18 protein-coding genes, 1 pseudogene and 1 riboswitch are annotated in these 22,256 nt (G+C 70.4%); of the genes and pseudogenes, 10 read left to right on the forward strand and 9 right to left on the reverse strand.

What is annotated here, in order from left to right; translation table 11 throughout:
- Positions 1–25: 25 nt before the first annotated feature.
- A complete protein-coding gene (locus H0E82_RS07360; protein WP_180544820.1) occupies positions 26–667 on the reverse strand; it encodes a response regulator in 642 nt (213 codons plus the stop codon).
- Positions 668–693: 26 nt separating this feature from the next.
- On the reverse strand, positions 694–1,923 hold the full coding sequence (locus H0E82_RS07365) for a sensor histidine kinase (RefSeq protein WP_180544821.1): 1,230 nt from the start codon (positions 1,921–1,923) through the stop codon (positions 694–696).
- A gap of 152 nt (positions 1,924–2,075) precedes the next feature.
- On the opposite strand from H0E82_RS07365, the gene H0E82_RS07370 reads away from it, so the two are divergent.
- The 7 genes and pseudogenes from H0E82_RS07370 to H0E82_RS07395 all read left to right on the forward strand — a co-directional run bounded on the left by H0E82_RS07370 (position 2,076) and on the right by H0E82_RS07395 (position 7,914).
- Complete coding sequence (locus tag H0E82_RS07370; RefSeq protein ID WP_180544822.1) at positions 2,076–2,666, forward strand: GNAT family N-acetyltransferase; 591 nt, start codon at positions 2,076–2,078, stop codon at positions 2,664–2,666.
- Positions 2,666–3,439: a septum site-determining protein MinC gene (gene minC / locus H0E82_RS07375; RefSeq protein ID WP_180544823.1), complete on the forward strand. Its 774-nt coding sequence runs from the start codon at positions 2,666–2,668 to the stop codon at positions 3,437–3,439. The genes H0E82_RS07370 and minC overlap by 1 nt, the downstream gene beginning before the upstream one ends.
- Before the next feature lie 24 nt (positions 3,440–3,463).
- Entirely contained in the window at positions 3,464–4,273 is an 810-nt protein-coding gene (gene minD / locus H0E82_RS07380; RefSeq protein WP_180544824.1) for a septum site-determining protein MinD, read from the forward strand.
- A gap of 1 nt (position 4,274) precedes the next feature.
- Positions 4,275–4,538: a cell division topological specificity factor MinE gene (gene minE / locus H0E82_RS07385; protein WP_180544825.1), complete on the forward strand. Its 264-nt coding sequence runs from the start codon at positions 4,275–4,277 to the stop codon at positions 4,536–4,538.
- A gap of 3 nt (positions 4,539–4,541) precedes the next feature.
- Positions 4,542–5,027: pseudogene (locus H0E82_RS07390) on the forward strand (hypothetical protein); the annotation flags it as partial.
- 635 nt (positions 5,028–5,662) lie between these two features.
- Positions 5,663–5,812: a hypothetical protein gene (locus tag H0E82_RS16790; RefSeq protein ID WP_235974227.1), complete on the forward strand. Its 150-nt coding sequence runs from the start codon at positions 5,663–5,665 to the stop codon at positions 5,810–5,812.
- Between the two features lie 107 nt (positions 5,813–5,919).
- Positions 5,920–7,914: a M2 family metallopeptidase gene (locus tag H0E82_RS07395; RefSeq protein WP_328796981.1), complete on the forward strand. Its 1,995-nt coding sequence runs from the start codon at positions 5,920–5,922 to the stop codon at positions 7,912–7,914.
- Positions 7,915–7,962: 48 nt separating this feature from the next.
- Here the strand turns inward: H0E82_RS07395 and H0E82_RS07400 are convergent, their stop codons facing one another.
- On the reverse strand, positions 7,963–9,153 hold the full coding sequence (locus H0E82_RS07400) for a multidrug effflux MFS transporter (protein WP_328796983.1): 1,191 nt from the start codon (positions 9,151–9,153) through the stop codon (positions 7,963–7,965).
- Between the two features lie 245 nt (positions 9,154–9,398).
- On the opposite strand from H0E82_RS07400, the gene H0E82_RS07405 reads away from it, so the two are divergent.
- The 3 genes from H0E82_RS07405 (at position 9,399) to H0E82_RS07415 (ending at position 15,728) form a co-directional block, all read left to right on the forward strand.
- Positions 9,399–10,193, forward strand: coding sequence for an OBAP family protein (locus H0E82_RS07405; RefSeq protein ID WP_180544828.1), 795 nt, complete (start codon positions 9,399–9,401; stop codon positions 10,191–10,193).
- Between the two features lie 204 nt (positions 10,194–10,397).
- Positions 10,398–10,490: riboswitch (glycine riboswitch) on the forward strand.
- Between the two features lie 90 nt (positions 10,491–10,580).
- Positions 10,581–13,469, forward strand: a complete 2,889-nt coding sequence (gene gcvP / locus H0E82_RS07410; protein WP_180544829.1) for an aminomethyl-transferring glycine dehydrogenase — start codon at positions 10,581–10,583, stop codon at positions 13,467–13,469.
- Positions 13,470–13,664: 195 nt separating this feature from the next.
- Complete coding sequence (locus H0E82_RS07415; protein ID WP_180544830.1) at positions 13,665–15,728, forward strand: putative bifunctional diguanylate cyclase/phosphodiesterase; 2,064 nt, start codon at positions 13,665–13,667, stop codon at positions 15,726–15,728.
- Between the two features lie 32 nt (positions 15,729–15,760).
- On the opposite strand, the gene H0E82_RS07420 is transcribed toward H0E82_RS07415, so the two are convergent.
- The 6 genes from H0E82_RS07420 to H0E82_RS07445 form a co-directional block, all read right to left on the reverse strand.
- Positions 15,761–16,027, reverse strand: coding sequence for a hypothetical protein (locus H0E82_RS07420; RefSeq protein ID WP_180544831.1), 267 nt, complete (start codon positions 16,025–16,027; stop codon positions 15,761–15,763).
- On the reverse strand, positions 16,017–16,730 hold the full coding sequence (locus H0E82_RS07425) for a glycosyltransferase family 2 protein (RefSeq protein ID WP_180544832.1): 714 nt from the start codon (positions 16,728–16,730) through the stop codon (positions 16,017–16,019). Before H0E82_RS07425 ends, H0E82_RS07420 begins: the two co-directional genes overlap by 11 nt.
- Positions 16,727–17,338: an SAM-dependent methyltransferase gene (locus H0E82_RS07430; protein ID WP_180544833.1), complete on the reverse strand. Its 612-nt coding sequence runs from the start codon at positions 17,336–17,338 to the stop codon at positions 16,727–16,729. Before H0E82_RS07430 ends, H0E82_RS07425 begins: the two co-directional genes overlap by 4 nt.
- On the reverse strand, positions 17,335–18,093 hold the full coding sequence (locus H0E82_RS07435; protein ID WP_180544834.1) for a PIG-L deacetylase family protein: 759 nt from the start codon (positions 18,091–18,093) through the stop codon (positions 17,335–17,337). Before H0E82_RS07435 ends, H0E82_RS07430 begins: the two co-directional genes overlap by 4 nt.
- Positions 18,081–19,049: an acyl-CoA dehydrogenase family protein gene (locus tag H0E82_RS07440; RefSeq protein WP_328796982.1), complete on the reverse strand. Its 969-nt coding sequence runs from the start codon at positions 19,047–19,049 to the stop codon at positions 18,081–18,083. Before H0E82_RS07440 ends, H0E82_RS07435 begins: the two co-directional genes overlap by 13 nt.
- 113 nt (positions 19,050–19,162) lie before the next feature.
- Complete coding sequence (locus H0E82_RS07445; RefSeq protein ID WP_180544835.1) at positions 19,163–22,135, reverse strand: bifunctional diguanylate cyclase/phosphodiesterase; 2,973 nt, start codon at positions 22,133–22,135, stop codon at positions 19,163–19,165.
- Positions 22,136–22,256 lie beyond the last annotated feature (121 nt).

Genomic DNA, 22,256 nt, shown 5'->3' on the forward strand with positions numbered 1-22,256 from the left:
CTGCGGCGGGCCGGGCATCCTGCGGTCAGACCAGTTGCAGCTCGAAGGCCTTGAGGACGGCCCGGGTGCGGTCGCGTACGCCGAGCTTGGACAGGATGTTCGACACGTGATTCTTGATCGTGCCTTCGGCCACGCCGAGCGAGTTGGCGATCTCCTTGTTGGAGAATCCGCCCGCCATCAGTCGCAGGATCTCGGTCTCGCGGTCGGTCAACGGGTCCGGCCGCTCGAGGCTGACGAACTCGTTGCGCATCTGTTCCAGCCCGGTCAGCAACCGCTGCGTGACCGCCGGCTGCACCAGCGAACCGCCGCCAGCCACGGTGCGGATCGCGCCGACCAGCTGGTCCAGCGACACGTCCTTGAGCAGATAGCCCTTGGCTCCCGCCTTGAGCCCGGCCAGGACCAGCTGGTCGTCGTCGAAGGTGGTCAGGATGATCGTGGGCGGCAGTGCGCCGGCGCTGGCCAGTGCCTGCAGCGCCTCCAGCCCGGACATCGCCGGCATGCGCATGTCCATCAGCACCACGTCGGGCTTCAGTCCGGGGATCAGATCGACCGCCTGGCGGCCGTCGGACGCCTCGCCCACGACTTCGATACCCCCGTCGAGTGCCAGCAGCGAGCGGATGCCCTGGCGGACAAGGGTCTGGTCGTCGACCAGGCAGACTCGGATCATGGTGGCTCCCACGGGGTCGGGCGGGTTCATGGCGTCGGGTCCGCGGTCATGCCCCCAGCCGCGATCCCGGGCGCAGCATCGCGCACGCGCCCGTCCTCCGCCAGCGGCAATTCGAGGCGCAGGACGAAACCGTGATCCGGAGCGGTTTCCACCTGCAGCGCGCCGCCATAGGCGGCCAGGCGTTCGCGGATCCCGTTGAGGCCGTTGCCGGCGCGCGCGGTGTCGGCGCCGCGGCCGTCGTCGCGGGCATCGAGATGGATCGCATGCGCGTCTCGGGTATAGCGCAGCCGCAGCAGTGCCGCGCCCGAGTGGCGCACGGCATTGGTGATGATCTCCTGGGTGCAACGCAGCAGCACGTGCGCACGCTCGGGATCGTCGACCATGAAATGCACCGGCATGTCCATGTCCACGCGCAGGCTTGGCACGTGTTCGGCGAGCGGCAGCAGGGTGGCGCGCATGTCGATGGCGTCGTCGTCGCGCAGCTGGCTCACGGCTTCGCGCACGTCGCTGAGCAGCAGCTTGGCCAGGGTCTGGGCCTGGCCCACATGCTCCTGTGCCTGGCCGGACGTGAGGTGGCTCGCGATCTCCAGATTGAGGCTCAGCGCGGTGAGATGGTGGCCCAGCAGGTCGTGCAGCTCACGCGAGATGCGGACGCGCTCGTTGGCGCGCACGCTCTCGGCGAGCAGGGCGCGGGTGGCGCGCAACTCCGCGTTGAGCCGGCGCTGATCCTCCCGGGCCTGGGCCTGCTGGCGCGCCACCAGGCCGGTGACGAAGACGAACCCGGTGAACCCCACGTACAGAGCGGCCTGCAGCACCGCCTCGGCGACCGTGAAATCCAGACCGCGCACGTACACCGGCACGATCACGAACTCGCAGGCCACCAGCAGCGCCACCCCCATCCACACCGGCAGCAGCCAGGGCAGCACGCAGGCGACCACCATCAACAGAATGCTGCCGAGGCCGGTCTGGCTGTAGTAGCTGATCCCGATCGCACTGCCTGCCAACAGCAATACGAGCAATTGGTCGAACCGTCCGATTCGGCGCTCGCCCAGGCCGCGGGTCAACCAGCCGTAGCTGAGTCCGAACAGCGCCCAGGCCGTCCACGTGGGCCAGCTGTCGAGAACGGCGCGCTGGCCGCCCTCCCCCAGCTGTTCGGCCGGCGCCATCGTCACCATCAGCAGGGGCAAGCCGATCACCGCCCAGGTGAAGAGGCCGGCGATGCGCAGCAGGCGGTTGTGGTTCAGATGCCGGATCATGGCCGCATGGTAGGCGCGCGACGCCCATGACGCCGAGGGCCTGAAGTCATGCCACGCCGCCCGCCCCGGATGCCATGCAATAATCCCCCGCTGCGACGCACCCGGCCTCTCCGGCCCGGCCCGCGTCCCAAGTCCGCTTCATGGAGTCTGGAATGTCGATCGTCGTCCGCGACGTGCGCGAGCACGAGCTGGATTCCATCCTCGAACTCAACAATGCCGCCGGGCCGTCGATCCTGCCGCTGGACGGAGCCCGCCTGCGCCGCCTGTACGACACCGCGGAGTATTTCCGCATCGCCGAGCGCGAAGGCGCGATGGCCGGCTTCCTGATCGGCTTCGGCTCGGGCACCGAGCACGACAGCAGCAACTACGCATGGTTCAGCGCGCAGCATGCGGATTTCTTCTACATCGACCGCATCGTCGTCGCCAGCCGGCGGCGCGGCGGCGGTGTCGGCCGCGCGTTCTACGCCGACGTGCAGAGTTATGCCGAGGTGCGTTATCCGCTGCTGACCTGCGAGGTCTTCCTCGAGCACGACAATGATCCGGTCCGCCTGTTCCACGGCAGCTTCGGCTTCCGCGAGGTCGGCCAGCACGTGATGCCGGGCAGCGGGATCCGTGCCTCGATGCTGGTCAAGGACATGTGCAGCTACGCCTGGGTGCGCGAGACCTACGGCGGCCGTCTTCCCGACGCGCCGTGGCTGGGCAGGCCGCGCGTGGCACGCCGGACCGCCGGAGCGCGCGCCTGATGGCCGGGCGCGCGGCTCCCGCCGCCCAGTTCGAGCAGGCCGGCGAACTGAAGATCGGCCAGGTGGGCATCGCCAACCTGCGCATCCGCACACTGGATGTCGAACGCCTGGGCGCCGAGATGCGCGACCGGGTCGCCCGCGCACCGAAGCTGTTCGAACGTGCGGCGGTGATCCTCGACTTCGGCGGCCTGCCGGTATCGCCCGACGCGTCCACGGCCCAGGCCCTGATCGACGTGCTGCGCGATGCGGGTGCGATGCCGGTCGCGCTGGCCTGGGGCAGCAACGAGAACGCCGCGCTCGCCGAGGCACTCGGCCTGCCCGTGCTGTCGAAGTTCCGGGCCCAGTACGAGAGCGCCGAGGCGGGCGTCGCGCCGGCTCCGCCGCGTACGGCGCCGGTGTCCGAGCCCGCACCGGCGCCCGCGAAGGCCGCGCCCGCCTCGAGCGAACCCGGCCTGATCCAGACCACCGCCGTTCGCTCGGGCCAGCAGCTCTATGCGCAGAGCCGCGACCTGACCGTGCTGTCACAGGTCGGTGCGGGCGCGGAGGTCATCGCCGACGGTTCGATCCACATCTACGGCCCGCTGCGCGGCCGCGCGCTGGCCGGAGCCAAGGGCAATGCCGATGCGCGCATCTTCTGCCGCAGTTTCCATGCCGAACTGGTGGCCGTGGCGGGCCACTACAAGGTGCTCGACGACATCCCCCGCGAGCTCCATGGCAAGGCCGTCCAGGTCTGGCTGGAGCATGACGAATTGAAGATCGCCGCACTCGAGTGACGGCGACATACCAGGAGACGTGTTTTGGCTGAGATCATCGTAGTCACCTCTGGCAAGGGCGGCGTCGGCAAGACCACCAGCAGTGCCAGCATCGCCAGCGGACTGGCCCGCATGGGCAAGCGCACCGCGGTCGTCGATTTCGACGTGGGCCTGCGCAACCTCGACCTGATCATGGGCTGCGAGCGCCGTGTGGTGTACGACCTGGTCAACGTGGTCCAGGGCGAGGCCTCGCTGAAGCAGGCCCTGATCAAGGACAAGCGTTTTGACAACCTCTACGTGCTGGCCGCATCGCAGACCCGCGACAAGGACGCACTCACCCGCGACGGCGTCGAACGCGTGCTCAAGGAGCTGGCCGACGACGGCTTCGAATACATCATCTGCGACTCGCCTGCCGGCATCGAAAAGGGCGCGTTCCTGGCGATGTACTTCGCCGACCGCGCGATCGTGGTGGTGAATCCGGAAGTGTCGTCGGTGCGCGATTCAGACCGCATCATCGGCCTGCTGCAGTCCAAGACCCGCCGCGCCGAAAACGGCGAGCGCGTGCAGGAATACCTGCTGCTCACCCGCTACAGCCCGGCGCGGGTGGAGACCGGCGAGATGCTGTCGATCGCCGACGTGGAGGAAGTGCTCGGCCTGAAGACACTGGGCGTGATTCCCGAGTCCGGCGACGTGCTCAACGCGTCCAACAAGGGCGAGCCGGTGATCCTGTCGGCCGAATCGAGCGCCGGCCAGGCCTACGACGACGCGGTGGCCCGCCTGCTCGGCCAGGAGCGTCCGATGCGCTTCACCACCAACGAGAAGAAGGGCTTCTTCAGCAAGCTGTTCGGAGGCTGACATGGGCATGTTCGATTTCCTCAAGCCGAAAAAGAACACCGCCTCGATCGCCAAGGACCGGCTGCGCATCATCGTGGCCCAGGAGCGCACCAATCGCGGCGCGCCGGACTATCTGCCGTTGCTGCAGCGCGAGTTGCTCGAGGTGATCCGCAAGTACGTCAGCATCGACGTCGAGGCGGTCAAGGTGGATCTGGTCAAGGACGGCGACCACGACGTGCTGGACATCTCGGTCGCGCTGCCCGACGAGCGCACCGCGGCGGTCTGAGCCGTGGTTGCAGATGACGCCCCGGCGCAGATCGCCGCGGTGCTGCGCCTCGACGACATCGGCTTCGACGCGCCGGGTGCTCTTCTGGCCCGTTTCGGGCTGCGGCTGCACCGCGTCGACGACGGCGCCGACATCCCCGGTAGCTACTGGGGCGAGAACGAAGCCGGCATCATCGGCTGCGACGTGTATGCCCGCCGCGACACGCCGGTGCATTCGCTGCTGCACGAGGCCGGGCACCTGATCGTGCTGCCCCCGGCGCGGCGCGGCGCGGTCCACACCGATGCCACCGATTCGATCGAGGAAGAAGACGCCACCTGTTATCTGCAGATCGTGCTCGCCGACGCCCTCCCCGGGGTGGGTCGCGATCGGCTGATGTCCGACATGGATGCCTGGGGCTACACCTTCCGCCTCGGCAGTGCGCGCGCGTGGTTCGAACGGGACGCGGACGAGGTGCGCGCCTGGCTGCACGGCCGGGGCCTGCTGACCGCGTGCGGCGCGGCGCGGCTGCCGGACGCGACGCTCAGCGGCGACGACGCGTGCAGCGCGGCGGCCACGTCCGCGTAAAGGCCGCCCCGCCAGAGTCCGGTCGCTGAAGCAGGCAGCCTCCCTTGGTCACTTGCCGGCGGGACTGCCGGATGCAACGCAGGCGGGCGGGTCCATGTGCGGAGCCACGGGCCGGACCCCTCGGCCATCCCGCATCGGTGCGCCGCGTGTACTGGGTGATGCCCAGCGAACGGAGCGACGAGCAGGAGGTGTCCATCGATGCGACACCGGCGCAGCTCGCGTCCTCCGCTCCGCGCTTTGACACCGGTCCGCCGGTCGCGATCCCGTGTGCGTCCATCGAGGTGCCGCTGGACATGCAGCCCGGGAGCTCCCGACCGCCAACGTGCCCGCCTTCGGCTGCCGCGGGCTGCTGGTGGAGGCACGGGTGCCGGGGCGGTCTTCGACGCGATCGCCGGCGACGCGGTGGACGATGCGCGCGCGCCTCGTGGGCGGGCGCACCGGTCCGGTCGAGGGGCCGTGGTGGATCGCCAAGTGACCCGCCGCTTCGCCTGCCTCGATCGGCCACGCTGCACGCTGTCGTGCGATGACGACGGGGACGTGCAGTTCATCGATTCGCCTTCGTGCCCTTGTCCACCCGCACCCACGGCCACCTGTTCCGCCTGGACGACTCCCTGCCGTCGCTGGTGGCGAGCGCAGAACTCAAGCAGGCACCCGAGCGAGAGGGCATCACCGGGTTCCGCTTCTACGCGCCCGGCGAGGTCTCGTCGTGAACCCGCCGGGCCGGCGCCGGCCCGTGCCGTCGTCCTCGCCCCCGCCCACTTGCGGGCCCGCATCGCCCGCACTAGCCTCCCGGTTCCCGAGCCACCGGACCTCAGCTGTGAACAAGCCTCGCGCCGCCCTGCTCGCCATCGCCGTCGCCGCGGGCCTCACGCTCGCAGGCTGCAACCGCGCTCCGTCTCCGGAGGGTGCGTCGGCGCCGGGCGCAGCGACCCCGGCCGGCGAGACCGCCGACCAGTTCATCGCACGGGTCAATGCCGAGCTGCGCGCGATGCAGCCCGAGGTCAGCGCCGCGCAGTGGCTCTCGTCGACCTACATCACGGACGACAGCCAGCTGCTCGCGGCCAAGTACAACGAGCGCTACCTCGCCCAGCTCAACAGCTGGATCGAGCAGGCCCGCCGCTTCGAGGGCCAGCAGATGTCGGCCGAGACCGCGCGCGCGATCAACCTGCTCAAGCTCGGCGCATCGATGCCGCCGCCACGCAATCCCGAACATCTTGCCGAACTCACCCGCATCGCCTCGAAGATGGAAGGCACCTACGGCGCGGGCCAGTACTGCACCGGCGAAGGCGACACGCGCCGCTGCCGCCAGCTGGGCGCGCTCGAGGACGTCCTGCGCACGAGTCGCGACTACGACGCGCAACTCGACGCCTGGCAGGGCTGGCACACGATCGCCCAGCCGATGCGGACCGACTACACGCGCTTCGTCGAACTGGTCAACGAGGGCGCACGCGACCTCGGTTTCGCCGATGCGGGCGAAGCCTGGCGATCGGGCTACGACATGCCTGCGGCCGAGCTCGCCGCGGAAACCGATCGCCTGTGGGGCCAGGTCAAGCCGCTGTACGAACAGCTGCACTGCTACACCCGTGCACGCATGGAGGCGCGCTACCCCGGCCGTGGCACGGTCGATGGCGGCCTGCTGCCCGCCCATCTCATGGGCAACATGTGGCAGCAGGACTGGGGCAACCTCTGGGACGTGTTGCAGCCCTATCCCAACGCCGGCGATCTCGACATCACCGGGGCTCTGGAGAAGAACTACCAGGCCGCGCTCAACGAGCGGATGGTGAGGGAGAACGCGCTGATCGATTCCGATCGCCGCGCCGACGTCGCGCAGGCGGCGCAACTCGACAACGCCAAGCGCATGAACGAGCGCGCCCAGGACTTCTACGTCTCCCTCGGCATGCCCGCACTGCCTCCAAGCTATTGGCAGAAGAGCCAGTTCATCAAGCCGCGCGACCGCAACGTGGTCTGCCACGCAAGCGCATGGGACATGAGTGTCTCCATCGACGGCCAGCCCGACGTGCGCACCAAGATGTGCACCAGGGCGAACGAGGAAGACTTCACCACGATCTACCACGAGCTCGGCCACGTTTATTACTACCTGGCCTACAACGGCCGTCCGCCGTTGTTCCAGAACGGCGCGCACGACGGCTTCCACGAGGCGATCGGCGACACCATCGTGCTGGCGATGACCCCGCAGTACCTGCAGTCGATCGGTCTGGTCGGCGAGCAGACGCAGACGCAGGAGTCGCTGGTCAATTCGCAGATGCGCATGGCGCTGGCCAAGGTGGCGTTCATGCCCTTCGGCCTGATGATCGACCGCTGGCGCTGGGGTGTGTTCGACGGCTCGATCACCCCGCAGAACTACAACGCCGCATGGTGGTCGCTGAAGGCGCAGTACCAGGGCGTCGCCCCGGCGACCGCGCGCGGCGAGGAATTCTTCGATGCCGGCGCCAAGTACCACGTCCCGGGCAATACGCCGTACACGCGCTACTTCCTCTCGCACGTGCTGCAGTTCCAGTTCTACAAGGCCCTGTGCGACGCCTCCGGCCATACCGGCCCGTTGTACGAGTGCAGTTTCTACGGCAACAAGGCCGCGGGCGAGCGGTTCTGGGCGATGCTGGAGAAGGGCAGCAGCCAGCCGTGGCAGCAGACCTTGCGGGAGCTCACCGGCGGCGAGCAGATGGATGCCGCGCCGGTGCTCGAGTACTTCGCGCCGCTGCAGACCTGGCTGAGCCGCCAGAACGAGGGCCGAAGCTGCGGCTGGACGGCCCCGGCGGCAGTGCAGACCGCAACGCCCACCGCGTCGCGCTGAGCGTCACTGCCCGCGGACCGGTCGTCGGGCCGGCCCGCACGCGCGGGCCTACATCTGGTCGGTCGGCTCGAGCCGGGCGGGATGCGGCACGGGTGACGGCGTCGGGCCACCGCGCGCGCACTCCCAGCGCCAGAACATCCAGCCGACCAGCATGAAACCGGCCGATGCCATCGCCAGACGCATCGGGTGATGGCTGACGAGCGGCGACAGCACACCCGCGGCCAGGGCGTTGAGCACCAGCCCGGTGAAGGCCTGCAGTGAAGACGCCGACCCGCGCTGGCGCGGATACATGTCGAGCACGCGCAGGGTGAGGATGGGAAACACCAGCGCGATACCGAAGGAGTTCAGCGCCATCGGCAGGACCGCCCACGGCACGCTGGGCTGGTCGATGGCCAGGTTGTAGAGGAGGTTGGCGGCCATCGCCAGGCCGCTGCAGGCGAAGCCGATGTTGGCCAGCCGCGTGCCGCTGATCCGCCCCGCGGCGCGACCCGAACACCAGGCGCCGAGCATCATGCCGCCGATCATCGGCACGAAGAACCAGGCGAACTGCCGTTCGTCCAGACGCAGCACTTCGAGTACGAACACCGGCGTGGATGCGATGTACAGAAACAGCGCGGAGAAATTGAACGCGCCCGCCGCGGCCACGCGCTGGAACCGCGGATTGAGCGCGATCGCCGCGTAGTCGCCCAGCAGGCGCGAGGGCCGCAGCGAGCTGCGTGCCTCCCGCGGGTGCGTCTCCGGCAGCCGGAACCAGCACACCACCAGCAGCACCAGGGAGAACGCGACCAGGAACCAGAAGATCAGCGGCCACCGGCCCCAGCCGAGCAGCCAGCCGCCGATGATCGGCGCGATGGCGGGCGCGATGCCGAAGATCATCGACACCTGGCTCATCAGGCGCTGGGCGTCATCCCCGTGCAGGACGTCGCGGATCACCGCACGGCCGACGATCAGGCCGACACCGGCCGACAGCCCCTGCAACGCGCGGAACACCAGCAGGGTGACGAGATCGGTGGACAGCGCGCAACCGACCGACGCCAGCACGAAGACCACCAAGCCGCCGAGAATCACCCGGCGCCGGCCGATGGCATCCGACAGCGGCCCGTGCACGATGCTCATCAGCGCATACGCCACCAGATACACCGAGATCGTCTGCTGCATCGCAGTCGCGTCGGCGCCGAGGTCGGCGCCGATGGCCGGAAACGCCGGGAAGATGGTATCGATCGAGAACGGCCCGAACATCGCGAGGCCCGCGAGCAGCAGGGTCAGCGTGCGGGTGGAACCTGGGGCACGGGCCGCCGTCACCGGTGCACCGCGGGCAGCAAAGGACGCATGGACGGACAGGTCGCGAGGGCGGCGCAGCATAGCAACCGGGCGCAAAGACGCCGTGGCGGCTGGTTCGCAGGTGCCGTCATGTGCACGGTGGCGATGCCGCGGCAGGCCGCGTCTCGACCGCCCCTGCACGGGGCGGCGCCGACGGTGGTCCTATGCCGATTCGCCTTCCACGTCTGTCCGCCCGATGCCCGATCTGGCCCTGCCTCGCTCTCCTGGCGCTGGGCGCATGCACACGCGAGGCCGCACCGCCCGTCGAGCCCCCGGGCGCCCCCCGCGAGACCTCGACCCGGCTGCTCGAAGCCGGCGCCCGCGTGCTCCAGGACCGGGCGCCGCTGCGCGGCTTCGACATGCACATCGTGGGCTTCCACCCGATGAAGGACGACCCGACGATGCAGATGGAAGCGCACCACTACTGCCACCAGGTCAACGAGGACTTCGCCCAATGCGCCTTGTTCGACGGCGACGGCATGGGCGCCAACCTCACCGGCGTGGAGTACATCATCTCCGCGCGCCTGTTCGCCGACCTGCCGGCGGACGAGCGCGCGCTGTGGCATCCGCACAATGGCGAGATCCTCTCCGGCCAGCTGATCGCGCCGGGTATTCCGGAGCCGGCGGAACGCGCGCTGATGCGGCAGAAGATCAACAGCTACGGCAAGACCTGGCATACCTGGCACTCCCGTCACGGCACCCGCCCCGGGGACTCCATGCCGACCGGACCGGCGCTGCTGGCGTGGTCCTTTAACCGCGACGGCGAGGTCGACCCTGCCTTGCTGGCCGAACGTGATGCCCGCCTGGGAGTGGACAGCACGCAGCGGCGGTTGGCCCGTGACGAGCTCAGGTCGCTGGCCCGCCCGCAGTCGGGCGTGGATGCGCTGCGTACGGCGTTCCCCGATGCGGTGCCGATTCCGGGTGTCGTGGAGGCGGAGGCGGATCCCTCGACACGCTGAGGGCGCCGGCGCAACCGACGGGACGTCCGTCCCCGGTCTCGCGGCCGGCAGCCGTGTCGGCGCGCATTCACCGCAGCGCGCAGGCGGCGGGCCGCCGCTCGGCTATAATGGCCACCGGCTGCAACCAGCCGGTGGGAGAAGCGGGTCCGCCCCGCTGCCGAAGGCGCAAACGCCCGTAATCGCTCAGGCACCCGTACCACCGGTGGGAAAAACTCTGGAGAGACCGGTTCGATCCGGCGCCGAAGGTGCATGGGGCTTCCGCCCCGAACTCTCAGGCAAAAGGACAGAGGGGCACGGGGAAGGCCGGCGCCTTCCGCCGTCGCGCTCCTTCGGGGTGCGACCGCGGCGTGCCGGTCGTCCATACCCGCCTGCTCCGCTCTCTCCCGGATGCCCGCCATGACCGCTTCGACCCTGCGCGACCTCGAACACCCCTCGGCCTTCGTCGACCGCCACATCGGTCCGAACGACGCCGAGATCGCCCACATGCTCGGTGTGGTCGGACACGACTCGCTCGATGCGATGACCGACGCGATCGTGCCGGGCGGCATCGCATCGCGTGCCCCGCTCGCCCTTCCGGGCGCGATGACCGAAGTCGACGCGCTGGCGAAGATCCGCGGCGTAGCGAAGAAGAACACCGTGTTGCGCAGCGTGATCGGCCAGGGCTACTACGGCACCCACACGCCGAACGTCATCCTGCGCAACATCCTCGAGAATCCGGCTTGGTACACCGCGTACACGCCCTACCAGGCGGAGATCTCGCAGGGCCGTATGGAAGCGCTGATCAATTTCCAGACCATGGTCACCGACCTGACCGGCATGGATATCGCGAATGCCTCGCTGCTCGACGAGGCGACCGCCGCGGCCGAGGCGATGACCCTGGCCAAGCGTTCGGCCAAGTCGAAGTCCAACGTGTTCTTCGTGGCCGACGACGTGCACCCGCAGACGCTCGACGTGCTGCGCACCCGCGCCGACGGCCTCGGCATCGAGCTGCTGATCGGCCCCGCTGGCGATGCGAAAGACGCCGACACCTACGGCGTGCTCCTGCAGTACCCGAACACCTTTGGCCGCATCGACGACCATGCCGCCGTGGCCGAGGCCGTGCACGCGCGCGGCGGCGTCGTCGCGGTCGCGACCGACCTGCTGGCCCTGACCCTGATCCAGGCGCCGGGCCGCTGGGGCGCCGACATCGTCGTCGGCAACTCGCAGCGCTTCGGCGTGCCGTTCGGCTTCGGCGGCCCGCATGCCGGTTTCATGGCCTGCCGCGATGCCTACAAGCGCTCGATGCCGGGCCGCCTGATCGGCGTGTCGGTGGACGCGGCCGGCAACCAGGCCTATCGCCTGACGCTGCAGACGCGCGAGCAGCACATCCGCCGCGAGAAGGCGACCTCGAACATCTGCACCGCGCAGGTGCTGCTGGCGGTGATGGCGTCGATGTATGCCGTCTACCACGGCCCCGACGGCCTGACCCGCATCGCGCGTCGCACGCACCGCTTCGCATCGATCCTCGCGGCCGCGCTCGGCAAGGCCGGCGTCACCGTCGGCGATGCGTTCTTCGACACACTGCACATCACCGGCGTCGACGCCGATGCGCTACACGCCAAGGCGCGCGATGCCGGCTTCAACCTGCGCGCGATCGATGCCTCGTCGGTCGGCATCAGCCTCGACGAGACCACGACCCGCGATGAAGTGCTCGCGCTGGCGAAGCTGTTCGGCACCGATGTCGACATCGAGGCGCTGGACGCCGCGACCGCCGATGCGTTGCCGACCGCGCTCGCGCGTGACACGCAGTTCATGACCCACCCGGTGTTCAACACCCACCACAGCGAACACGAACTGCTGCGCTACATGCGCACGCTGGCCGATCGCGACCTGGCGATGGACCGCACGATGATCCCGCTGGGCTCGTGCACGATGAAGCTCAACGCGACCGCCGAGATGATCCCGGTCACGTGGCCCGAGTTCGCCAACATCCACCCGCTGGCGCCGGCCGACCAGACCGCGGGCTACACCGAGCTGATCGATGGGCTGGAGACGATGCTGGTCGAGATCACCGGCTACGACGCGGTGAGCTTCCAGCCGAACTCCGGCGCGCAGGGCGAGTTCGCCGGCCTGCTCGCGATCCGCGCCTACCAGCAGGCGCAGGGCCAGGGCCATCGCGACATCTGCCTCATCCCGGAATCCGCGCACGGCACCAATCCCGCATCGGCGCAGATGGTCGGCATGACCGTGGTCGTGACCCGCTGCGACAAGGACGGCAACGTCGACATCGACGACATCCGCGCCAAGGCGGAGAAGTACTCCGATCGCCTGGCCGCGCTGATGATCACCTACCCGTCCACGCACGGCGTGTTCGAAGAAGACGTCGTCGCGATCTGCGACATCGTCCACCAGCACGGCGGCCAGGTGTACACCGACGGCGCCAACATGAACGCCCTCGTCGGCGTGGCCAAGCCCGGCAAGTGGGGCTCGGACGTCAGCCACCTGAATTTGCACAAGACCTTCTGCATTCCGCACGGCGGCGGCGGCCCGGGCGTCGGGCCGTGCGCGGTGAAGTCGCACCTCGCGCCCTACCTGCCGCGCGCGCTCGGCGGCGACGGCGCGGTCGGCATGGTGTCAGCGGCGACGTTCGGCTCGGCCTCGATCCTGCCGATCAGCTGGATGTACATCGCGATGATGGGCGCCGACGGCCTGCGCCGCGCCACCCAGGTCGCGCTGCTCAACGCCAACTACGTGGCCAAGCGCCTGGCGCCGCACTACCCCACCCTCTACACCGGCCGCAACGATCTCGTCGCGCACGAGTGCATCCTCGATCTGCGCCCGATCAAGGACGCCACCGGCATCAGCGCCGAGGACGTGGCCAAGCGCCTGATCGACTTCGGCTTCCACGCGCCGACGCTGAGCTTCCCGGTGTCGGGCACGCTGATGGTGGAACCGACCGAGAGCGAATCGCTGCACGAGCTCGACCGCTTCATCGACGCCATGATCCAGATCCGCGGCGAGATCCAGGCGATCGAGGACGGCCGCCTGGACCGCGAGGACAACCCGCTCAAGCACGCGCCGCACACCGCGATGCAGGTCACCGCCAGCGAGTGGACCCACGCCTATCCGCGCGAGCTGGCCGCGTTCCCGCTGGCGACGCTGCGGCACACCAAGTACTGGCCGCCGGTCGCGCGCGTGGACAACGTGCACGGCGACAAGAACGTGTTCTGCAGCTGCATTCCAGTCGGCTCGGCCGAGGACGCGCCCGAGGCCTTCAGCGAACCGGACGTGGTCTGACCCCGCCCCCGGCGCGGCGATCGCGCCGGGGTGACGGAATTCCGGCGCGTCAGCTTCGGACGCGCTTCAGCCCGCACGTGCGTGGCGGGTCGTGGTCGACGCCCGTCCGTTCAGGCCGGGGCCGCCAACCGCGCGCCTGCGCGCGGTGGCACGTCGCTTGCTGGATCGAGGTCTCTCACTTCACGCCCCGCCCGCATGCTCGTCGGCAGCTACAACCTCGTTCTGGTCGCGGTGTCCTATCTCATCGCGGCGTTCGCATCGTATGTCGCGCTGGACATGGCCGGTCGGATCACCGCGAGCCGCGGCGCCGCCGCGCACGGCTGGCTGGCCGGCGGCGCAGTCGCGATGGGCTTCGGCATCTGGTCGATGCACTTCGTCGGCATGCTGGCCTTCAAGCTGCCGATTCCGCAGGGCTACGATCTCGCGATCACCCTCTACTCGCTGTTGATCGCGATCTGCAGCTCGGCGTACGCGCTGAACCTGGCCTCCGGCGAGCGTCTGCCGGCCGCACGGCTGGCCGTGGGCGCGCTGATCCTCGGCAGCGGCATCGCCGCGATGCACTACGTCGGCATGGCTGCGATGCAGATGCAGCCGGGCATCGACTACCACGTGGGCTGGCTGCTGCTGTCGGTGGCCATCGCCGTGGCCGCCGCCGGCGCTGCGCTGTGGATCGCGTTCGCGCTGCGCAGTGAAGGACGCGGCGTGCCCTATGCCCGCCTGCTCGCGGCCGGCGTGATGGGCATTGCCGTGGTCGGCATGCATTACACCGGCATGGCGGCGGCGCGCTTTCCCGAAGGCAGCATCTGCGGCGCGGCGATCGCCGGCGGCATTTCCTCGACGTGGCTCGCGAGCCTGGTCGGCGCGACCACGTTCGCCATCCTCGGCCTGGCGATGGTGACCTCGATCCTCGACCGCCGCCTGCAGGAGCGGACCGCGCAACTGGGCGAATCGCTGCAGAAGGCGAACCAGGAGCTGACCTATCTCGCCCTGCACGACACCCTGACCAAGCTGCCGAACCGTCTGTTGCTGCGCGACCGGATGGAGAACGCGATCCGGCGCGCGGTGCGCCACGGGCGGCGGTTCGCGGTGCTGTTCGTCGACCTCGACGGCTTCAAGGCCATCAACGACGTCTACGGTCACGCCACCGGCGACCGCCTGCTGCTGCAGATCGCGCGGCGCCTGTCCGAAGCGCTGGACGGCGAGGCCGACGACACCCTGGCACGGCTGGGCGGCGACGAATTCGTGGTGCTGATGGAGATCGCCGAGCCCGACGACGCGGCCTCGCTGGCCGAGCGCATCATGGAATCGGTCGCGCAGCCGGTCGCGCTCGACCGCATCGAGCTGCACGTCACCACCAGCATCGGCATCGCCATCTTCGGGCCCGACGGCACCAGCGAGCGCGAGCTGCTGGCCAACGCGGACGCGGCGATGTATTCGGCCAAGGACCAGGGCCGCAACGCCTACTGCTTCTTCGAGCCCTCGATGAACCAGGGCGCGCACCAGCAACTGGCGATGATCCAGGACCTGCGCCGGGCCCTGTCGCTGGCGCAGTTCTCGCTGCATTACCAGCCGAAGATGATCGCACCGTCCGGGCCGCTCGAAGGCGTCGAGGCCCTGCTGCGCTGGCACCACCCCGAACACGGCACGGTGATGCCCGACCGCTTCATCCCGCTGGCGGAGAAGACCGGGCTGATCATCGAGATCGGACGCTGGGTGATCAACGAGGCCTGCCGCCAGCTGATGGCCTGGCGCGAGGCCGGCCACACCGTGCCCTCGATATCGGTGAACCTGTCGCCGGCCCAGTTCCGCTCGCCGGGCTTGCCGGCCAAGATCGAGGACGCGCTGACACGCTATGGCGTGCCGCCGTCGTCACTGGTGCTGGAGATCACCGAATCGACCGCGATGCAGGACTCCGACACGAGCCTGGCGATCCTCCAGCGCCTCGCGTCGCTCGGCGTGCGCATTTCCATCGACGACTTCGGCACCGGCTATTCGAGCCTGCTGTATCTCAAGCGCCTGCCCGCCAGCGAGCTCAAGATCGACCGCGCCTTCGTGCGCGACCTGGTCCCCGGCGGCGAGGATGCCGCGATCGTCTCGGCGATCATCGCGCTCGGCCGCACCTTGAACCTCTCGGTGATCGCCGAGGGCGTGGAAACCGAATCGCAGCAGCGGCTGCTGACCGAACTGGGCTGCACCTCGCTGCAGGGCTACCACCTCGGCCGGCCGGTCGCGGCCGACGACGCCGCGGCGCGCTTCTGATTCTCCGGCGAAGCCCGGCCGCGCCGACGACGTCAGCCTGCCGCGCGTCGCCGCTTGCGCCAGGTGACGATCTGGCCGACGACCGCGGTCGCCAGGATGCAGACGTTGGTGACGATGAACACCCAGTCGCCGACCAGCGCACTGTAGGTCACGAAGCCGGTCGAGGCCGCGATCTGGCCCAGGAACAGCCACGAGGACACGCCCCGGGCGCTGTCGTCGCGGACCTGGGTGACGATCTGCCGCACCAGGGTGGCGAGGAGGATCGCCGATGCGCTCCAGCCGACGAGTTCAGGTCCCATAGTCCGCTTCCATCGTGAGTACGCCTTCGCCGGCCGGGGCGCCCGGCCCCAGACGGGCTTCGAGCGCGAGCAGGTAATCAGCGAACCCGTCGCGGGCGCGTGCACACCGCCGCGCACTGGTGTGCACGATTGGCGTCGGCAGACGTGCGATGCGCGCCCCGGATTCGACCAGGGCATCGACGAGCGCGACATCCTCGTGCGCGCGGCCGGCCCGGAATCCGCCGCAGGCGAGGTAGGCCGGAGTCGAGACACCGAGATTCGCGCCGTGGACATGGGGATGCCCGATGCGGCGCGGATGCCCGCGTTCGAACACCGCGCGCACGGCGTCCGCGTATGCACCCCAGTCGCGCACCGTCACCATGCCGCAGAACGCATCCGCACCGCAGCGAACCTGGGCCGACAGCCAGTCCGCGGGCACGATGGAGTCGGCATCCGTGCAGGCGAGCCAGCGTGCGCCGGCGGCGATGGCGGCATCCATGCCGGCCGCGCGCGCGAGGCCCACGTTGCCGCCCGGCCCACGCACGACACTCGCCCCGGCGGCGGCCGCGACGTGCGCCGTACGGTCGGTGCAGCGGTCGATCGAGACGAACACGCGCACCATCTCCCCGTCCAGGCGGGGACAGGCGGCAGCGACCTCGATCGCTGCGATGCACTGCGCGACCGACGCTTCCTCGTTGCGGGCGGGCACCACGACACCGATCACCGCAGCGCCTCGCGCTGGGCGACCGAGCGGCGCGTCGTCGACCAGAGCTCGATCAGGACATCGTCGTCGACGTAGCGGCAGTCCGGCGCGCCGAACACGCACGCGAGCCCGGCATGCACCTGCCGGCCATCCAGTGGCGCCTCCGCGAACGGATGCAGCCAGTGCGCTGCCACCAGCACGCCGTCCGGATCGAGGCTGTCGCGGAGACGGCGCCCCGCATCCGCCAGCTCGGACGCGCCCAGGTAATACCCGACTTCGCTGAAGACGATCAGATCGAAGCGCCCGGCCGGCCACTGCGCCGGGTGCTGCATGCACGCCACCCGCACATGGGCGAGCTCCGCGCTGCGACGCTGCGCAAGGGCCACTGCGCGTGGCGCCAGGTCGGTCGCCAGCAAACGGGCGCATCGTCCGGCGAGCGCCACGGTGAGCTCGCCGTTCGAACAACCCAGTTCCCACGCGGAGGCGAATTCGGCGCGCGGCAGCATGGCGAGCAGCAGCGCGCGCTTGCGGGCCTCGTACCAGCGCGTCCGATAGCCGAAAGGATCGTCCTCGCGGTACAGCGCGGAGAAGTACGCCGCATCGGTGGTGGCCGCGGACGATGCGCTCACGGAAGCAGCACCTCGATCCCGCGTTCGAACCGGGCGAGGATGCGCGGCGTCAGGATGGGCTCGCCGCGGTCGCGGGCGCGCTGCGACACGAACGCATCGAGGGCGCGGCACTTCGCCGCGCGTGCGCCCGGCGACAGCACCAGCCCGGACGCGCCGCGCAGGCGCGCATCGCCGTGCGCCGGGTCGATCCAGTGCCAGGCCCAGACCGGATACTCGACATGGTGCGCGCCGATGGCGGCGGCCACCCGCCGGACCGCGCGTCCGCACGCTTCGTGGTCGGGATGGCCGTCGAACCGCCAGGTGGTGAGCACCGTGTCCTCGCGCTGCAGATGTACGGCGAGCCGGGCCTCGAGCTCCGCTTCGCGGTCGCGCACCCGGCCGTCCCCGAGATCCAGCCGGACCAGCCCGGAGACGTCGACACCCAGCGCGGACAGCGCGCCGTCCAGCTCGGCGCGGCGGACGTGACGCGCTCGCGTCGCCGGCCAGGCGGGATCGTCGGCATAGCAGGCCTCGCCATCGGTGACCGAAACGACGTGGACCGGAATTCCCATCCGCGTGGCCTCGGCCATCAGCCCACCACAGCCGAGGGTTTCGTCGTCGGGATGCGGCGAGACCACCACGAGCCGCACGACGCGCGCGAGCCAGGTCTGGGCGGGCGCGCAGTCCAGCCGTTCGAACCAGCCCGAGCCCTGCCATTCGGATTCCGCGGGACCGGGCCCATGGATGCGTCGCGCGGCCGCCGTCACAGCGGCCACCCGGATGCGCGGCTGCCCGCTGCGGTCCCGAGCGCCGCCCAGTCGCGCTCCGCATGGCACTGGCGTACGAACGTGGTGAGGTCCGCGCAGCGCCGTGCGCGCGCCGCGTCCTCGCACAGCGGGCCCGGGCCCAGCGCGCGTCCCACCCGGTCGATCACTTCGGTGGCCAGGCGCTCGAGCAGCGAGCGCAGCCGGAGCACGGCATGTACGTGCGGCGCCCCGGGCTCGGCATCGATCGCGGCGGCCGTCTCGCGCATCAGCGCGGCCGCGGCCGACAGACCGATGTCGATCGCGCCCAGGTGCGCGGCGGCGTGCGCATCGGTCGGGATCCGTGGATGCGTGCGCAGGTGCTCACCGATGGCGGCCGCCGCGCCGTACCAGCACGCGGCGATGCCGGCACCGCCATGCCAGAAGCCCGGCCGTTCGAGATAGGCACCTGCCGGGCCGACCTGCCGGGCCCTGGCGCCGTCGAAGCGCACGCGCCCGCTGCGCACCCGCGCCATGCCGACCGCGTGCCAGTCGTCGTCACTCGGAGACACGCCAGGCTGCGCGAGTCCGACCTCGACGAGGACCCGCCGTCCGTCCGCGACCGCGGTGACGAGCGCGCGGTCCACCAGATCGGCGCCCGAGCACCAGGCCTTGGTTCCGTCGAGACGTCCGGTGCCGTCCCGTCCGGCGTCGGTGACGAAGACCGTCTGCGCGTCAGGCGGCTCGGCCGCCCAGACGGCGTACAGGCATCCGGGCGCCGTGTCGCCGTCCTCGATGTCGGCCAGGATCGCCTGGGCGTCGTAATGGGCTTCCACCACCTTCGCGAGGCAGACATCGTCTGCCGCCAGGGCCGCGAGGGCGCGCCAGCGGACCAGGGTGCCGCCTCGTCCCGGCAAGGCCAGGCGAGGCGCCATGGCGACGGCATTGCGTGCGGCCGCCGCCAGCGGGTCGACGTCGCCGGTGGTCACGTGAAGGGGGCGCGGGGAACCGGAGGCCGATGCGGCCGGCGAGGGAGTCGGGAGCATGGCCGCGACTATCGGCAGCCCCGGATGAAGGCTGCGCGACGTGCGCCGCGCGCGCGTCAACGCGCGGCGCTGGACTCGAGCCCGGCGAGTCTGGCGAGCAGTGCGTCGAGCGGCATGGGGCGGCCGAGATGGTATCCCTGCACGAGATCGCAGCCCTCGGCGCGCAGCCAGTCGAGCTGGGCCGCGTCTTCCACGCCTTCGGCCACGACCGACAGGCCCAGCCCGTGACCGAGCCCGATCAGGGTGCGGCAGATCGCCGCCGAACGCGGATCGGATGCCACGTCACGCACGAACCCGCGATCGATCTTGAGGTGGTCCAGTGGCAGGTCGCGCAGGTACGCCATGCTGGAGAACCCGGTACCGAAGTCGTCGATCGACAGGCAGACACCGTCCTCGTGCAACTGCAGCATCAGCACACGGGCGGCATCGGGATTGCGCAACAGCACGCTCTCGGTGAGTTCCAGGTGGAGGGCGCGCACCGGGAGGCCGGCCCCGGCACGCAGCGCGCGCAGGCCGTCGCGGGAGATCCCCGATTCGAACTGCACCGCCGACACGTTGACCGCGATCGACACATCGCCGCGACCGGCATCGGCCAGGCGGCGGTAGGCACGGGCCGCTTCTTCCAGCACCCAGGCGCCGATCGGCACGATCAGACCGGACTCCTCCGCGAGGGGGATGAAGTCGAGCGGCGACACGCAGCGTCCGTCAGGCCGGCGCCAGCGGATCAGGGCTTCGACCGAGACCACGCCCAGGTCGGACAGGCGGTGGATCGGCTGGTACGCCAGCTCGAATTCGCCGCGTTCCAACGCATCGCGCAGGCGCTGCACCAGGGCGAGCCGCTCCGCCGCCTGCGTGGACATCTGCCGGTCGTAGACGACGAGCGGGACCTTCTCGGCGCGCGCGCGCAGCGCCGCGAGCGCCGCGTGGGCGATCACCTGCTCGGCACCCCCGTCCTCGCAGGGTCCGCAGGCCAGTCCGAGCCAGGCCTCCAGTGGAAAGGTGCCCCCGCCCAGTTGCACCGGTGCTTCGACCGCCTCGCCCAGCGCCCGTACCAGGTCCTGCAAGCGTTCGGGTTCGAGGGTCACGACGACGAAGGTCTCCGCGGGCGCGTAGGCCGCGAGACCGAACCGCCGGGCCACGTCGGCGAAGCGCGCCGCCGCCTCCTGGAGCAGCCGCTCGCCCGTGTCCCGGCCGAGCGTGGGCGCGATCAGCTCGATGTCGCGCAGGCGCACGCAAGCCACGCCGAACCCCGCGCCCTCCTCGGTGGCGCAGCGCGCGTCGAGCCGCTCGGCAAGCGCCGGCAGGGTCATCATTCCGGTCGTGGCGTCGTGGGTCGCCCGCCAGGCGAGGTCGCGCTCGTAGGCCAGGCGTGCACCGACGTCCTCGGCCAGCATCAGACGCGCGGGCCGTCCGCGCAGTTCGATGTCGCGCGCATGCACGCGCACGTCGACCCGTCCGCCGTCCCGGGTCGACACCGTCCACAGGCGTTCGCGCCTCTGGGGCGTCTCGGCCGTCGGCAGCGGCTCGTCGGGCGGCGGCGAGGCAGGCGGAATCAGCTCGGTGATCGTCAGCCCCAGAAAGGCCTCACGGGAGTAGCCGTAGGCGTCGAGCGCCGCGTCGTTGACCGCGAGCATGCGCAGGGATTCGGTGTCGTACACCCACGAGGGCAGCGGATTCCGTTCGAACAGCTGGCGGAACTGGGTTTCCGCGCGCTCCACGCGCAGCTGCGTCGCACGCCGGTCGGTGATGTCGATGACGGTCCCGGTCAGGGCACCCCGGCCGGCGTCGGGCACGGCATCCCCCCGCACCTTCAACCAGCGCATGCGGCCATCGGGAAGCGCCACCCGGTACTCCGCGAGCAGCGGGCCCTCACCGGCGCGCATCGCATCGAAGGCGCTGCGCACGGCCGGAGAATCCTCCGGATGGATGCAGGCGAACAGTGTCTCCAGCGGAACCGAGTCGTCTCCCGGCTCGAGTTCCAGCCCGTACAGCGAGGCCAGCTCGTCGGAGACGCGTGCGTCGCCCGCGTCCACGTCGACGCGCCAGACGCCTGTGCCGGATGCCAGCTGGGCCTGCTGCAGCCAGTCGCTCTGGGTCGCGATCTCGTCGAGCATCGCGTCCCGCCGGCGTTCTTCCGCGCGCAGGCGCAGCACCACGAGCGTGAGCACCACCCAGTACAACAGGGCCAGCAGGCCCGCGCAGGCGACGTTGATCCACCAGGGCCGGAGCGCCTCGCGCAATCCCAGTCCCGTGCCGACGACAAGCGGATATCCGCTGGTGGCGCTGAAACTGGCCAGGCGTTGCACCTGGTCGAGCACGCTGACGATGGTCAGGGTGTGCTGGCCGTTGCTGGCCAGTTCGGCCGGCAGCGCGATCTGGCGCCCGGCATGGGCGCCACTCGGGCCGAGCCGGATGATCACGGTGCCGTCGGGCTCGAGGATCGCGACGCTCCCCTCCCGGCCGACGTCGAGCCCGGAAATCATGTCGGCGAAACCCGCCGCGCGGAACATCGCCACCACGGCGGCACCGTCGCGCCCCTGCACCGCCATCGGCAGGTGCCATCCCGCGTCATCGGCCTCGAGGGGCCCGACCACGAGACGCCCGGCGGGGCCGTCCACGCGCGCGAGCCAGGACGGCGGCGGGCTCGACAGGCCCGGGTCCGCGCCGGGCGCGGGATGGAAGTCGATCCGCGCGATTTCCTCGTGGCGGTCCACGACACCCGCGATGGAGACCTCGCGCCTGCGCGCCGCCGCCTCGGGTGGGAGCTGGGCGTCCGCGTCGGAGTCGGCCAGCACGCCGCGCAAAGCGCGTTCGATGTTGCGCAGCTGGACATGGAGCAGGCGGTCGACGCCACTGGCGAGGGCGAGGCTCTGCCGCTCCGCGGCCGCCAGACGCGCCTGGCGGTCGATTCCCACCAGTACCGCAAGGCCCGCGGTGATCACGATGCCGAGCCAGATGCCGGCGATCCGCATCACCCGCGCCGACGCCAGACGCCGTCGCTGCCATTGCCGTGCCAACTGTGCACCCATTCCCTGGTCCCCCACCCGCAACGTCCTGTCCGACGATAGCGCATCGAACGAGCCTTCCGCGCGTGAACGGGGCGTGTGGCGTCGAAGCCGTCGCGCGCACGGGCGCGGGGCGGCGGGATTC

This window comes from Luteimonas deserti (genome assembly GCF_013425765.1).
Taxonomy (GTDB): Bacteria; Pseudomonadota; Gammaproteobacteria; order Xanthomonadales; family Xanthomonadaceae; genus Luteimonas; species Luteimonas deserti.

What these genes read in the sequence shown, in the direction of transcription:
- H0E82_RS07365 (WP_180544821.1), bottom strand. Translation starts at nt 1,923, where the DNA reads ATGATCCGGCATCTGAACCACAACCGCCTGCTGCGCATCGCCGGCCTC.
- H0E82_RS07360 (WP_180544820.1), bottom strand. Translation starts at nt 667, where the DNA reads ATGATCCGAGTCTGCCTGGTCGACGACCAGACCCTTGTCCGCCAGGGC.
- H0E82_RS07400 (WP_328796983.1), bottom strand. Translation starts at nt 9,153, where the DNA reads ATGTTCGGGCCGTTCTCGATCGATACCATCTTCCCGGCGTTTCCGGCC.
- H0E82_RS07445 (WP_180544835.1), bottom strand. Translation starts at nt 22,135, where the DNA reads ATGGGTGCACAGTTGGCACGGCAATGGCAGCGACGGCGTCTGGCGTCG.
- H0E82_RS07420 (WP_180544831.1), bottom strand. Translation starts at nt 16,027, where the DNA reads ATGGGACCTGAACTCGTCGGCTGGAGCGCATCGGCGATCCTCCTCGCC.
- minC (WP_180544823.1), top strand. Translation starts at nt 2,666, where the DNA reads ATGGCCGGGCGCGCGGCTCCCGCCGCCCAGTTCGAGCAGGCCGGCGAA.
- gcvP (WP_180544829.1), top strand. Translation starts at nt 10,581, where the DNA reads ATGCCCGCCATGACCGCTTCGACCCTGCGCGACCTCGAACACCCCTCG.
- H0E82_RS07415 (WP_180544830.1), top strand. Translation starts at nt 13,665, where the DNA reads ATGCTCGTCGGCAGCTACAACCTCGTTCTGGTCGCGGTGTCCTATCTC.
- H0E82_RS07370 (WP_180544822.1), top strand. Translation starts at nt 2,076, where the DNA reads ATGTCGATCGTCGTCCGCGACGTGCGCGAGCACGAGCTGGATTCCATC.
- minE (WP_180544825.1), top strand. Translation starts at nt 4,275, where the DNA reads ATGGGCATGTTCGATTTCCTCAAGCCGAAAAAGAACACCGCCTCGATC.
- H0E82_RS07405 (WP_180544828.1), top strand. Translation starts at nt 9,399, where the DNA reads ATGCCGATTCGCCTTCCACGTCTGTCCGCCCGATGCCCGATCTGGCCC.